The 14,467-nt window shown below is 45.4% G+C and carries 10 protein-coding genes and 2 pseudogenes; 5 read left to right on the forward strand and 7 right to left on the reverse strand.

What is annotated here, in order from left to right:
• Positions 1–94: 94 nt before the first annotated feature.
• From hmpA to FM037_RS05150, 3 genes are all read right to left on the reverse strand, one after another.
• Positions 95–1,330 carry an NO-inducible flavohemoprotein gene (gene hmpA, locus FM037_RS05140; RefSeq protein ID WP_144045115.1) on the reverse strand — a complete coding sequence of 412 codons (1,236 nt, stop codon included), beginning with the start codon at positions 1,328–1,330 and terminating at the stop codon, positions 95–97.
• A 130-nt stretch (positions 1,331–1,460) separates the two neighbouring features.
• On the reverse strand, positions 1,461–2,777 hold the full coding sequence (locus tag FM037_RS05145; RefSeq protein WP_227992680.1) for an NnrS family protein: 1,317 nt from the start codon (positions 2,775–2,777) through the stop codon (positions 1,461–1,463).
• Positions 2,774–3,073: a hypothetical protein gene (locus FM037_RS05150; protein ID WP_144045116.1), complete on the reverse strand. Its 300-nt coding sequence runs from the start codon at positions 3,071–3,073 to the stop codon at positions 2,774–2,776. Before FM037_RS05150 ends, FM037_RS05145 begins: the two co-directional genes overlap by 4 nt.
• Positions 3,074–3,356: 283 nt before the next feature.
• Between FM037_RS05150 and norR the strand changes: the two genes are divergently transcribed.
• The 5 genes and pseudogenes from norR to FM037_RS05175 all read left to right on the forward strand — a co-directional run bounded on the left by norR (position 3,357) and on the right by FM037_RS05175 (position 8,280).
• A complete protein-coding gene (gene norR, locus FM037_RS05155; protein WP_144045117.1) occupies positions 3,357–4,982 on the forward strand; it encodes a nitric oxide reductase transcriptional regulator NorR in 1,626 nt (541 codons plus the stop codon).
• Positions 4,983–5,056: 74 nt separating this feature from the next.
• Positions 5,057–5,374: a cupin domain-containing protein gene (locus tag FM037_RS05160; protein ID WP_144045118.1), complete on the forward strand. Its 318-nt coding sequence runs from the start codon at positions 5,057–5,059 to the stop codon at positions 5,372–5,374.
• A gap of 675 nt (positions 5,375–6,049) precedes the next feature.
• Positions 6,050–6,825: pseudogene (locus FM037_RS28770) on the forward strand (YeiH family protein).
• Positions 6,826–7,086: 261 nt separating this feature from the next.
• Positions 7,087–7,452: pseudogene (locus FM037_RS30335) on the forward strand (universal stress protein); the annotation flags it as partial.
• 453 nt (positions 7,453–7,905) lie between these two features.
• Positions 7,906–8,280 (forward strand): PH domain-containing protein, encoded by a 375-nt coding sequence (locus tag FM037_RS05175; RefSeq protein WP_144045119.1) that lies wholly within the window; start codon positions 7,906–7,908, stop codon positions 8,278–8,280.
• A 69-nt stretch (positions 8,281–8,349) separates the two neighbouring features.
• On the opposite strand, the gene FM037_RS05180 is transcribed toward FM037_RS05175, so the two are convergent.
• The 4 genes from FM037_RS05180 to FM037_RS05195 all read right to left on the reverse strand — a co-directional run bounded on the left by FM037_RS05180 (position 8,350) and on the right by FM037_RS05195 (position 14,406).
• A complete protein-coding gene (locus tag FM037_RS05180) occupies positions 8,350–9,531 on the reverse strand; it encodes an AAA family ATPase (protein ID WP_144045120.1) in 1,182 nt (393 codons plus the stop codon).
• A 253-nt stretch (positions 9,532–9,784) separates the two neighbouring features.
• Positions 9,785–11,371 (reverse strand): bifunctional aspartate transaminase/aspartate 4-decarboxylase, encoded by a 1,587-nt coding sequence (locus FM037_RS05185; protein ID WP_144045121.1) that lies wholly within the window; start codon positions 11,369–11,371, stop codon positions 9,785–9,787.
• Positions 11,372–11,404: 33 nt separating this feature from the next.
• Positions 11,405–13,117, reverse strand: coding sequence for an aspartate-alanine antiporter (aspT, locus tag FM037_RS05190; RefSeq protein WP_144045122.1), 1,713 nt, complete (start codon positions 13,115–13,117; stop codon positions 11,405–11,407).
• A gap of 491 nt (positions 13,118–13,608) precedes the next feature.
• Positions 13,609–14,406 carry a metallophosphoesterase family protein gene (locus FM037_RS05195; protein ID WP_144045123.1) on the reverse strand — a complete coding sequence of 266 codons (798 nt, stop codon included), beginning with the start codon at positions 14,404–14,406 and terminating at the stop codon, positions 13,609–13,611.
• Positions 14,407–14,467 lie beyond the last annotated feature (61 nt).

Raw genomic sequence — 14,467 nt, forward strand, 5'->3', positions numbered from 1 at the left:
TCAGCCAGTCGTTTAGGTTAAGATTCGATCCTCATTGTTAACCGTGATGCTTCATCCTCCTGAGTCACCTTTATCGCTGTGGTTATACCAATTCTTATAAATCGGAATGTGGACCGAAGACTTCGTAATGAATGCGGGTATCTTCGACGCCTAACTCGATGAGTTGCTGTTTGACAAAGCTCATAAAGACGACCGGACCGCATAAGTAGAAGTCACCTTTATCCAGAGGCAGTTCGGCTTTCAAGGGGACAAGATTCATAAAGCCCATATGGCTGTTGACACTGCCGCTACTGCCTTGTGAATTCAATGCTTCCTGCTCATTGCCATCGAGTTCTCTGTACCAGGTATGGTGAGCCAGCTTGAGTTCGCTTGTCAGCGCCTGTACTCGCTCATTGAAAGAGTGTTGGGCTAAGTTTTCACAGGCATGTAGGTAAAATACCGGCTTGTCGCACATTTTCGAGGCAAGCATCTCCAACATAGACTGCATGGGGGTGACACCTACACCCGCCGAGATAAGTACTACAGGTTCGTTACGCTCCACATAATGAAAATCACCTGCCGGTGGGAATATATCCAGCACGTCGCCCACATGCACTTGGTCATGTAGGTAGTTGGACACGGTTCCCGGCTTATCGTCAGGCGTTCTGGAATCTTCACGTTTTACCGATATGCGGTAAGTCTTGCCATTGGGCTTGTCTGACAGAGAGTATTGACGCATCTCCCGGTACTCATGATTGGCAGGTTCTACCTTGATGCCCAGATACTGACCGGCTTGGTAATCTACCACGGGCTCGCCATCGACTGGAGCAAATATAAAGCTGGTAACCAGGGCCGATTCCTGACGTTTCTCTATCACCTTAAACTGTCTTGCGCCGAGCCAGCCACCGACTTGATTGGCATTTTTTTGGTAGAGCTCATCTTCACGGTTGATGAATATCCCGGCTAACACGCCGTAGGCTGCGGCCCAAGCTTCTTCGACTTCGGCGGTAAACGCCTCCGGTGCAAGCTCTCGTAGTGTGGCTAGCAGGTGGTGTCCCACAATCGGGTAGTGCTCGGGTTGAATATTTAAGCTGGTATGCTTATGCGCGATACGTTCGACAGCCCCTGAGAGTGCAGCAAGATTTTCGATATTTTTAGCGTAGGCTGCGATGGCGCTAAAGAGTGCTGCTGGTTGGCCTCCGCTGCGTTGATTACTCATATTAAAGATGTGTTTAAGCTCAGGGTTATGCTTGAACATGCGCTGATAGAAGTATTCGGTAATGTCTGTGCCTGCAGATTCTAATAGGGGAATAGTGCTTTTTACCAGTTCGATATGTTTTGCAGATAACATCTAAATATCCTTCATTTTATGGGTGACTATATGTGTCATCCCTTAGGGTGATTGTCTTAGGTTTTAGCTTGAGTGTATTAATCAATGAACTTCATAATTTGTGTGTGAAACGGTTTGATAATTTGGATCCTTAGTGTCTGGCGCTAAACAAGATAGGCGTGTAGTGCCACAGAAACAGGCTGAAGGCGATGACCCAAGAAGCGGCGGCTATGTCCCACCCCAAACTGGCTTGTTGAAATAGGGGCAGAATGAAACGAGTCAGAGCGCCAAATAAAATCAGAGCGAAGGCCATATTCAGTGAGCCGTGCGGCTTGAGTGCTCGGCCCGTATGACCCAGAGAAACCCTGGCTATCATGGCGAGTATCATGCCGCCTATGGTACCTATCGTTATCAGGTGCAAGGCATCGGCGAAACGTATGGCGTCGGTCAAGTAGCTTGCGCCTAGCAGTACCAGACCTAGGCCCAGGGCTAAGTAACTGGCATGCAGTGACCAGAGTAAGGGCACCTTGCGTGTAGATAAGGGATCCCAGCAATATAGACGCAGCAGATGTAAGATTCCTGCGGTGATAAGCAGGGCTGCCGGTGTGAATGGCAGGGCGATAAAGTGGCCACTAAAGAACACAGATACACCGAGTAAAGTCACAATTGGCAGTAACTTGTCGATTAATGGCGTGGCCTTAACCTGAGCTCCGTCGGCGCCTCGTTCGGTGAAGAAGGGGATAACGCGTCCGCCGACGATACCAACCAGCAAACCAAACATGAGTATGGCACTGCGGGATAGGTGCAGGGCGAGTTCGGTATCGCCGAAGATATCTGCCAACAGGAGCGCTAAGTTCAGCAGCATCATGGCCGACAATAGGGGGATAAACTGATAATTGCGACGACTCTTAGCGCGAGTGACCATATAGGTCAGATAGCTGATGGACACCAGCCACCATAGAGCCTGCAATGCGATAGCCAACAGTTGCAGGTTAACGGAATTGCTTAAGAGTAAGACGCGAACGGCTAACCAGATGCTAGTGAGCAGGAGTAAGGCCAGGCCGTTGAGGCTACGAATCTTGGTCCAGGTCTGCGCCGCGGTTAACAGAAACCCCACGGCTATGGTGGCGCCGAAACCAAAAAGCATTTCATGAATATGCCAGATCAGTGGACTGATCCCTTCAGCGCTAAAAGGCGATATCTTGCCATGGAGGAACAAGATCCAGATGCTCAAGCTGACCACAGATAAGGCTGTGGCCGAGATAAACCAAGGGCGAAAGGCCAGATCCCAAATTGGAAGCTTAGTGATCTTAGACAGTGGGGCTTCCATGGTCATTCTGGTTTTAGACACCTGCTCGACCTCCCCGGTCGAAGAGAGCCTGAAACTGAATTTTTGTGTGTTACTTCCCCGCTGCTTCTTATTTTGATTGGTTTGAGGCTCGCTGATTTTATGTAAGGTTTGGCTCATAGCTGAGTTGCTCCCAATCCATGAAGGCCGATACAACGCATGACGTAGCCAATCTTGATGGCGGTGGCGCACAAGATGAGTGTGATATGGCTGGCGACTTGAGCCCACAATGAAAACTGCTCTGCAAGGACATAACCAACAAAGATAGACAGCAGCATACCGAGTACCGCAATCAACATGGCAGCATTGCCACTGTGCAATACCAGCTTAAATCGCTTAGCGTCAGTGGTGAGCGAATCTTTGCTAAGATCTGTGTCATGAGCGAAGCTAAAATCATTAGCGTGAGTAGCATACATGGCGGAACTCCTTAAATCTGAGTCTGTGTTTGAGCCAGATAGTTAGTTCAAATAACTGATATAGGACCTATTATGTTTTTAGTATTGCCAATTTCGTGCCAAGTATTTAAAGTCTTTATTTACAATGCTTTATTTGATTTATTGAATCTTGATGAGTCATTTTGACTCTATCTGTTTGAGTCGAAATGACTCTTATGATGCGTTTTTTGTGCTTGCGTGCTATCGTCACTTTATACTTCATATGACTTGGCTCGTTTGAGCAGACAAGAGTGCGGCAATTTTTATGACCATGATAGATATCTCTTCGACGGCCCTGATAGAGCTGGCTCTGGATTTGACGAACAGTTTGACCACCAAAGATCGCTTCGATCGCTTACTGAGCACAGTGCGTCGTACCGTGAGCTGTGATGCCGTGGTCTTGTTGCACGTTCAAGGCGAGAGGTTAAAACCCTTAGCCCAACAGGGACTGAGTAAAGATAGCCTGGGGCGGCGCTTCGATATTCAGGCTCATCCCAGGTTCGAAATTATCTGTGGCTCATCCACTCCGGTGCGATTCGCCGCCGACTGCGTGCTTCCCGATCCCTACGACGGCATGCTGTTAGCCCATGCTGGAGACCTTCCGGTTCATGCCTGCATGGGCCTGCCTCTGCTGGCCGATGACCAGCTTATCGGGGTGTTGACTTTAGATAGCATGACGCCTGAAGTGTTCGATGAATTACCTGAACGTACCTTAGACATCATTTCCGCCATGTCGGCTGCGACCCTAAAAACGGCGATTCTACTGCAAGAGCTGGAGAGCCATTCCCAGCACAGTCAGGAGCTGGTTGCCGAGTTGACTAATGAAGCTCTGGTTAAGGATGGTGGCGAGCTGATTGGCGATAGCCCTGTGATGTTAAAGCTTAAGCGAGAGATCGACATGGTGGCGGTGTCAGGTTTTTCGATTCTTATTGAAGGTGAAACAGGCGTGGGTAAGGAGCTGGTGGCCAGAACCTTACATAGGCAATCGGCGCGATCAGAAGGGCCCCTCGTCTATGTTAACTGCGCTGCGCTGCCGGAAAACTTGATCGAGAGTGAGCTGTTCGGTCACGTTAAGGGGGCATTTACCGGGGCAGATAGGAATCGTACCGGTAAATTCAGCCTGGCCGATGGCGGCACTATTTTTCTCGATGAGATTGGTGAGCTTCCCTTAGGTGTACAGAGTAAGTTACTGCGGGCACTGCAGAGCCAGGAGATCCAGCCCGTGGGCAAAGATGCCACCGAGCAGGTCAATGTTCGTATCTTAGCGGCGACCAACAGGCAGTTGAAACTGGAGGTGAGTGAGGGGCGGTTCAGGGCCGATCTGTACCACAGGCTAAGTGTTTATCCTATTTCAGTACCCGCTCTTAGAGAGAGAGAAGGAGATGTGACTATGCTGGCGGGGTATTTTATCGAACAGATCCGGCGTAAATTGGGGATCCGTCAGCTGACAATCGATGCCTCGGCCATCAGCATACTCAATCGTTATGATTGGCCGGGCAATGTCCGCGAGTTGGAGCACGTGATTGGCAGGGCGGCTCTCAGAGCCAGAGGGCGCGGAAACCAGGCTATCGTGAGAATAGATATCAGGCATATCGAGCAACTGGTGGACTCGGTGGGACGCTCTGAAGATAAGTTGTCATCTTCAGCCTCGAATGGGTTAAATGCCGAGCTGTTAACGACCGGTCTTGTGGTGGAGAAAGGGGCGAGTATAGGCCTCAAGCTGGAAACGGAAACGTTTCAACGCAAGCTTATTACCCGAGTCTTGAGTCAGGAATCTGGAAACTGGTCGGCAGCGGCGAAGCGCCTGCAAACAGACAGAGCCAATTTGAGCCGGTTAGCGAAGAGGTTAGGGATTAGCGTGACCAAAGCTGTCACCCTCAGCACGAGTTAATCTGGAGTGGTTAAACAGCCGCTCTTAAAAAGAAATAATTAAAGAGTTAGCATAAATATTTGAGGAGAGTGTCTATGGAAAAGAGTAATATTTTCGACAAGATACCATTGGACCTGACTGATGAGGCCTTCGAGCAGATTGGTGGCAATGATAAAATACTCATCGAGAGGATAGTCTCTAAGGCTCATGTGACTCCTGAGGGTCAGTGGTACGATCAAGACCGTAGCGAATGGGTGATGGTCTTAAAGGGCGAAGCCAAGTTGCAATTTGAGCAAGGTGAGCTGGTACATCTGAAGGCGGGTGATCATGTCGATATTGCCGCCCACTGCAAGCATAGGGTTGTCTGGACCAGTACAGAGACTGAAACTCTATGGCTGGCGGTGCATTACTGATTGTGACTTTATTGATGCTGGTGGTTGGAGCAAATCGACAGGTGCCAAATGAAGGTCGGGGCTGATCTCAAATTGTCCTTTAGTAGCAGTAATGCTATTGGAATAAGATGAGTGGCTAAGACCGCACTTATCTTATTTATAGAAACACTTCATCAGCATGCTAATAATTGAGTTTATTAAGCATCTCCTGCTCACCCATTCCTATGCTCATAGTCTTTAGGCATTGATAAGTGGGACTGTGTCACATTCATCTTAGTTATCTAACAACAAGAATTAGCTACTGATTTAACTGAAAATATATCCAAATTAGGAAATCTTAGTGTAGCAAGTTTCCTCTTAAACTTTGTGGTGGAGGTATAATACCAAGCCTATTAAATATGTGATCTTTCATCGGGAGTACAAAGCACAGTAGGCAAGGTCTATGTATTGCTCCTTGGTAACAGCTCCCGCGTTAGTTTACTTCCTATATATCCGTATAGTCGTGCAATAAGACATTCACCACATTTATTGACTAAGCGATCAATTGATGAACATTAACAATGTTAAGTAAAATTGAACATGTGAATGAATGAATGAAATCAATTTTAATTACTCATCGGGAAACCCTACTATGAGCTAACGAAATTATTAGGGTCATAAATGAAGTATCTAAGTGGTGTTTTAATAACGGCAGTAATGGCGGCGATAGCGTTTGCCCTTGCTGAACTTCAATTCTGTAAAGATTATCAACTAAGCCCATTAGTGATATGTATTGTAATGGGTATGATTTTAGGTAACTGCTTTCAAAAACAGATTCCAAACTCATGTAATACAGGGATAAAATTTAGTCAGCAAAAGCTATTAAGGCTTGGGATTATTCTTTACGGATTTTTTATAACCTTTCAACAGATCATAGCCGTTGGGTTAACGGGTTTGGTTGTTGCTCTTCTAATCATAGCTACAACCTTTATAGGCGGTACATGGTTAGGCGTTAAAGTATTTGGACTCGATAAAAAAACCAGTATGTTAACTGCGGCCGGTTCTGCTATATGCGGAGCGGCGGCAATCTTAGCTGCGGAACCAATAGTAAAAGCTAAACCACACCAAACGGCTGTAGCCGTAGCAACAGTGGTTATCTTTGGAACTATAGCAATGTTTATTTATCCGCTTATGTACCCATATTTAGAAATAGCTAAATCTACTATGGGTATCTATACCGGTGCAACGATTCATGAAGTCGCACAAGTGGTCGCTGCTGGTAACGCATTAGGCCAGGATATAGGCATTATTCAGTTATTGTAAAACTAACAAGAGTAATGCTATTAGCGCCCTTCCTTATTGCTTTAAGTATTTATCTTGCTAAATCTGATAAGAGTACAGGTTCAGACAAAGCTAAAATCACTATCCCTTGGTTTGCTGTCATGTTTGTTGTTGTGGCGGGTATCAATTCATTTGATGTTATACCGGCTTAAATAGTAGAGGTATTAACTAAATCGTCTGTCTTCTTCTTAACCATGGCAATGGGAGCACTAGGCATTGATACCAATATAGCGAAGATTAGAGGTGTTGGGATAAAGCCTATATTGTTAGCTAGTGTGTTGTTTGCTTGGTTATTGGTCGGTGGTTTAGGTATCACGATTGGAACAGAATTGATTTTTGGATAAGGGGAAGTAAATGAAAAAATTTCACGTTATGGTTGCAATTGACTTTGATCAGTATTCAAGCAAGTATTAGATAAGGCTATAGATCTAGCAGCAGAGAAAGACGCGCTATTAACAGTTATTCATGTCGATTTTGATTTGCATAAGTTATATAACGGTATCTTAGAAGTTGCTCTGGATACGATAGAGCAGGAAGAACACGACACATCAGTTAAGATGATGAAATTATTAATGGCCGAACACCCATATCCATTTTATAAGCATTTTCTTGTATCTGGTTATATAGATAACACCTTGCTAGACGTAGCTGAGAAATACAAACCAGACTTATTAGTTATGGGCCATAAGTCTAGCAACGTTATATATCAACTGTTTCTATCACCAGTTAAAGACGTTATTAAGAAGATGCCTTGTGATCTAATGCTTGTTAAGACCTAGCTGGCACAGATAAGCCACTAAATAGTGGCTTATCGATTCCGTCTTACTCTAATATCTAGGTTGTAGTTAATATACTAAACCTCTTAATCAGTTTTTTTATATTATTTACCTGGCAGATAGGGGACAAGCTCAAGACGGGCTACGGCGCCATGCGTTACATGGATAATCCGCCACAAGATGGTCGCTCTATTGGTCATCCCCGAGACTCCTCAGACATGAACGTGCATTTTAGCTATTCAGCCAATAAGCTAGATGTGTGTTTCAGTGATCCTTCTACCTATGACATTATGCACTGGGCGATATGGTGTCACTCTAGTCTCTATACCTAGCTGAAGCTAAGCCTGCAGAGGTGCCCTTAACATATCTAATGAAATTGGTATTATGTTATCTTGATGGTGATGAGCCAAACGATACCAGAAAAATCATATTGCACACTTTTTTAAGGAAGAATAAATGGGATTATTAGATTCATTGATGGGCAACGCTTCGGAAGTTAACCTCGAAGAACTTGCCGACGAGCTAGGTCCAATCTTGGCCGACAACGAAGAACTGCAATTAGCTTATAAGCTGATCCGCGATATGTTTGTATTTACCAATAAACGTCTCATCCTTATCGACAAGCAGGGATTGACCGGCAAAAAGGTCAGCTATCATTCTATCCCCTACAAGGCTATCACGCATTTTGAGGTGGAAACTGCGGGTCGCTTCGATATGGACTCTGAGCTAAAGCTGTGGATATCGGGTCAAGACAAGCCACTAGTCAAAGAGCTCAAAAAGGGCACAGATGTGGTCGGTATTCAGAAGACCATAGCGAACTTCATGTTATAAGTTTCTTGTTATAAATAAGTCGTTATAAGCTTGTCGTTATAGAGAGCGCAATAAGCTTCCGAGGCACACTCAGCCTTTCTGTTGCCAGTTCCAGCTGGGCGTACTCAAGATGTCTTGGCCTATTATCTCTGTCTGACCCAGCTGTTTGTCTAGCTCGATGAGATTGCAGTGCTCAAATTCATTGAGGGCATTGATGAGTCGGTTAGCGTGAGAGACGACCCAAAGCTGACACAAGTCCGATGCTTTAGCGATTAAGCGGGACAGGGCGGGGAGGAGATCCGGATGCAAGCTGGTTTCTGGCTCGTTGAGTACCATCAATTCTGGTGGCCTTGGGGTTAGTAGGGCTGCGACCAGTAACAGGTATCTAAGGGTACCATCGGATAATTCACCTGCCTTGAGGGGCCTGAGTAAACCTTCCTGATAGAAGTTTAGGCTAAGCATGCCGTTAGATTCATATTCGATATGCACATGTGCGCCGGGAAAAGCATCACTGACCGCATGATCGAAGCCTTCCTTATCCCCTATCTCGAAAATAGTCTGAATCGCCGAGGCGAGATCTCGTCCATCATGGTGCAGAACCGGTGTTCGTGTGCCTAGCTGTGGTTTTCTGGCCGGGGCATCGCTGTCGCTACGGAAGTGATCGTAGAAACGCCAGGCACGAATACTGTCTCTGAGCCTGAGTATCTCGGGAGCACGATCAGGATCGGCAAGTTCGCTGAAGATGCTATCACCGTGCTGCATATGTAAGTTCAGAGTCTGCCAGCCTGCTTGCTTATTTTTCTCGGCGCGGCTCTTGACCAAGGCGCCACGACGCTCAACTAATACTGAGGCGGGACGATATTTGTTACCGAACCAGATGGCCTCACGTTTTATCTGGGGATCTAAGCAAAACAAGGTGGTGCAATCAGGCGCAGGCAGCCCAAGCTCGATCAAATAGCTGAACTCATCACTGGCAAATCCAAGTTTGAGGCGTTTTACCTGTTGTCGCACCGTAGGTTCGATAGCCGTTTCGCCCCTGATCATGCCCTTGGTAATATTCTCAGGTCCGGCCCAGAAGCTGGAGTCGAGTCCGCCTTCTAATGCCAAGGCGTTAACCACGCCCCCTTGTGCTGTTTGTGCCAATAGCCTCAATGCCTTGTAAAGATTAGACTTGCCGCTACCGTTAGCCCCCGTGACCAGATTGAGCCGCTTGAGGGGAACTCGGATCTCACGCAGTGAACGGTAATTTTGAATGGCCAAGGTGGTTAGCATAAGAGTTTCTTTGTTGGTGATTGTCTGTGATAGTCAGGCTTATTAGATGAGAATAGTGGCATTAAATCAATGGTGGTAGAAAGTTTTCAGAGCTTAAATTGATTATTCAAACTAAGGGTGATCATCTGGGAGTAAAATCGAATGAGGGAAGCTGGTCATTAGCATAAGTAGAGCGGGTTTTTGAGCTAGAGGCTAATGGGAAAAGCTCTCTCAAGGTCACACTTATTACCTTGAGAGAGCGGGTTAGATTGGCTTACTTCTTCAGGTACTCAGCGTAGCACTCATCCATCACTTTTCGGGTTAAGCGGCCTATGGCTGCATACTCATGATGGGTTAAATTCGCTAAGGAGACTCTGACTGACGCGTGAACCACATCGAATCCTTTACCCGGTAGCAGTACTACACCGGTTTCATCGGCGAGTCTGAATAAAAACTCTTTACCTAAGCCAGACTGCTTGAACCAGCTCACGAATTCATCGCCATACATCTTAGCGCCAAGAATGTCTAAATCGAGCAAGGTATAGTAGTCCACACTATTCTCGTTTTGCTCAAATGCGACGCCCATATTCTTGTAGAGTGTCTGGTAACGTTCTCGAATAAGTCGTTTGGTTGCTCGCTTGTAGTCGTTACCTCTGTCCATCAGGCAGCTGAGTGAGAACAGGGCCATCTGTACTTGTTGTGGCAAAGATAGGCCAGCTGTGTGGTTAAGGGCGACATTTCGGCTATCGGCAACCATGCGATCGATAAACTTTATCTCTCTGGGATTAGGCGTTAAGGTTTTATAGCGATTATCTAACGTTAAGTTGTGCTCTTCAGACATGGACTTTAAGGTGTCATCGAAGATATTTTTATCTTGAATGCCAATAACACCTAAACGCCAACCCGTCGCGCCGAAGTATTTAGAGAAGGAATACACACATAAGGTGTTGTATGGACATTTAGCAAACAGCGACACGAAGTCATCGGCGAATGTGCCATATACATCGTCAGTGATGATAAACAGGTCTTTGCGCTTGGTTGCCACTAAGTTGGCTAACTTATCCAAAATGTCATTGGAAAACTTAACCGAAGGTGGATTACTTGGATTCACGACGCAGAGCAATTTAATGTCCTTGTCTTCCAGTTTGGCAATTTCCGAATCGGTTAACTGCCATGTCTCTTCATCTAAGCGGATCTCAACCACTTCCAGTCCAAATTCTGCCAGTTCCGGGATCTCCAGATAAGGGGTAAAGATAGGTGTGGTTAACGCTATTTTATCGCCTTTCTTTAACAAGCCGTTGGTAAACATGGTTTGGAAGGTATAGGTCATTGCTGCCGTACCGCCCTCGGTGGCAAACAAGTCAAAATCGTTACTGACGGGTAAGCTGCCATACATCTCTTGCGCTATGTATGCGTTGACGATAGATTCGATGTTGGTCAACATTCTAGGGGGCACGGGGTAATTACAACCTAAAAATGCATTCACCATTTCGTGTAGAAATGACTCGCGGCTTAAGCCTAACTGGTCTTTTACATAGCTGATTGAAGACTGGAGAAACTTAACGCCTTCGGTATCTTGATGCTCTTTGGCAAACGTATCAAAACGGGCAACTATGCCTTTGCCGTCGGGAATGCCACCGAAGCCTTCATTGAGGTAAGCATATGAACGCTCAGACTCTTCTAAGGCAAAATCACCTAACCTTAAAAAAGCGCGTCGCGGTAATGTCGCTAGAAAATTGGGATTTCCGCGTCCAGCATCTAATAATATTCGGTCAGGCGTGGCTTGAGCGACTTCGATTAGCTTATCTTTTAGCTCAAACGGGCTTAGGTCTGTAAATTGTGAGAAATCTAAATTCTTCATATAACCATCCATTTATTTATATAGAAAAAACAATTAACCAGCTGCATTTTTAGTGATGATGCCGACGATGATAGGCCCCCATAATGTGAGGAGTACATTCGCAACGGCATAGGTAACGGTAAAAGAGAATACTGGCGTAGGGTTACCCGCTTTACTCAATAAGGCGGCAAAGCCGGGATTAGCACTTCGGCCACCGACTAAGGCGCCCAAAGCTTCTATTGGGTCCTTTATTTTCAAGATGTAATAGGAGAAGAAAAAGGCGATTATTTGAGGCACCAGGGTGACAAAAACGCCTAAGAAAAGCAGTGTGAGGCCGTACTCTTTGATGGTGACTACCGCCTGAGGACCAGCAGATAAGCCAACCAGTCCAACAAATACCGCAAGACCAAAATCACGTAAGAAATTAGAGGCCCCCATAGGCAGTGATGCAAACCTTGGGTGAGTATTTCTGAGCCAGCCGAACATAAGACCGGAAACTAGACAGCCTGCTCCTGAACCTATGGTGACGGGGATACCGGCTATTTTAAAATGTATCAGGCCAATCAGCATGCCTACTGTCATGCCCAGACCAAAAAATACAAAATCGGTGAAATAGGGGGAGACTAACCTGTCGCCTATGGTGTTCTGGACACGGTTAATATCTTCAGGCGTACCTGTTAATTGCAATTGGTCGTTCTTTTCGACAATAAGGTCTGGCGATATGGTGATGGTTTTACCTGCGCGTTTGTAATCAGATAAGTAAACACCTCGGCGCACTGACATGCCTGTGACCTGTTTTATCTCTTTTAGTCGCTTACCAACCAGTTTTTTACCTGTTACCAGCAACTGTCGATGCTCTTCAATTAAGGTAAAGTCTTCTGGCACATTGCACTCTACGCCTAAGTAATCAGGTATTTTATGAATTGACGTTCTGACACCTGTGACAATGACAACATCATCCTCTTGAATTATTGCCTCTTCATCGGCTGGGGTGTCGGTGCCTTGTCGTTGAATGAGTTCAATAGCCACATCATAGAGTGCTTCATTGACTTCGGCGACGGTTTTACCTATGGCATAACTATCAGGAGTGATTTTATAAGCTCTTGAAACAATTCTGCTTATAGCATTGAATTGCCCTGGCTCTAGATCGGGTTTGCCACCCGCCATTGAGTTGGCTTTCTTGATCGCTTCGGCTCGAATGTCCCAGCCCATGATAGTGGGGAAAAACCAGGTCACCATTATTATCGGTCCTAATGAGCCGAAAATGTAGGTTACGGCGTAACCCACGGCAACATTGGTCTCCATGATTTTTTTCGCCTCACCACTGACTCCCATGAGGTTCGCGATAGCATCTCCCGCAGTCCCTATGATCGATGACTGTGTTAATCCTCCGGCAGCTAATCCTGCTGCTGTGCCTCTATCAAGGTCGAAAAACCAAGCTGCAGCAATAACACACACTAAGCCGGATACTGTCATGACGACAGCTGAGAGAAGTATATTGAGTGTGCGCCGGTTCAGCGCACCAAAAAATTGTGGTCCGCCTTGAAAACCAACAGCATAAATAAATAATGCGAAAAAGATACTCTTAACACCACTGTCAATATCTACACCGACTTGGCCAACAACCACACCTACGAGTAATGTACCGGCGACCCCGCCTAAAACGAACCTCCCTATGGTTATTTTACCTATGAGATAACCAAAGGTGAGCGTAATAAAAAGTGCGACTAAGGGAGCTGCTTGGAAAAGTTCTTCTAAAATATCCATATAAAACCTTCATTGGTCGAGATGATTTAATATATGTGTGGTTCAATTGGTAGATTGAACCGCATGGTCAGATCTGAATAATGCGTCGATTGATGACGTCAATGTGTGATCATGGTCACACTGTTACATTCGTTAATTTTTATTTATTAATTGACAGGTTCCTCAACATCAAAGAGTTAGCATTACAAATAACATCAAAGAGATTAGTAATCCCGTAGGTTATCTTTACTAGTTTATTGTAATGAATCTGTAATATTATCAATGGTGTTAGCTTAATGTCTCAGGCCAAATAAGATGGGGGGCGACATACGTAGGTAATAAAATTGTTAAGTTGAAGTAGACAGCTAATTGCTATCTTTGAACAATGATATTTACATAAAGCAGGGAAACTTAACCTTTTGTACTAGGACGTATGTCTAAGTTCATGACTTGGCTCAGATATGCTTGGGGGATTTAATCTGCAGTAGGCTTGTTTGATTATAATAAAATCACTAGTGGTTGAGAGTTATCACTGTTTCACTCAAGGTGTATTCAATCTGTCTGTTGTTCGTTCCCGTCTTTTTCACTGCTATCTCTTCGTTAGGAGCCGGATTTAGGTCGTAAACCATGATGCCTATATTGGTGTTTTTCTCATAATCGGGATTAGTGTGTTCGAAGCCATAGGAGGTGGCTGGGCTGACGATGAGCGGGATGATTTTTCCTCGGTTTTTTATTGGCTGTTTGAAAAACCCATGGGCATGTCCGCTTAAAATGGCCAACGTTTGTGGATGTATAGCTTTGATGACATCAAGATTATTTTCAATACCTATCCGGGTAAACCACTTAGCACCTAAATTAACCACAGGGTGATGAATCACCACGATGGACTGATGTTCTCTGGTGATTTTTTTTAAAGAACTAAGGGCTTTGCTTGATACCCTACCTGCGCCGAGAGGCATGTTAGATAGCGGTTTCTGGCTGGAATCGACAAAGCATAGACTCAAGTCATCGTTAAGATGAACATGGTTTTTCACTTGGATTCTACTGCCGCTAAACACTGACTTCATCATAGTCAGGTTGTCATGATTCCCCGCAATGGCAAAGACTCTGTCGATCGAAGTGTGCGCCTGAACGATGGCTTTAAACTGCGAATATATCTCAATAGAAGGGTCGCAGACTAGGTCACCGGTTAACAGGAGTACATCGCCATCCCTCTTGCCTTCAATCAAGGCTAAAGCGCGAATTAGATTTGCCCTTGGCATTTCTTCGTCCACCTGTAAGTGACAATCACTCAACTGATATATTCTCATTTTATCCTTCAAAGCATTTTGTATTTTGATGCAGATATCAGCTAAATCGATGAGATAAGTT

It is taken from the genome of Shewanella psychropiezotolerans (assembly GCF_007197555.1).
In the GTDB taxonomy this organism is placed as follows: domain Bacteria; phylum Pseudomonadota; class Gammaproteobacteria; order Enterobacterales; family Shewanellaceae; genus Shewanella; species Shewanella psychropiezotolerans.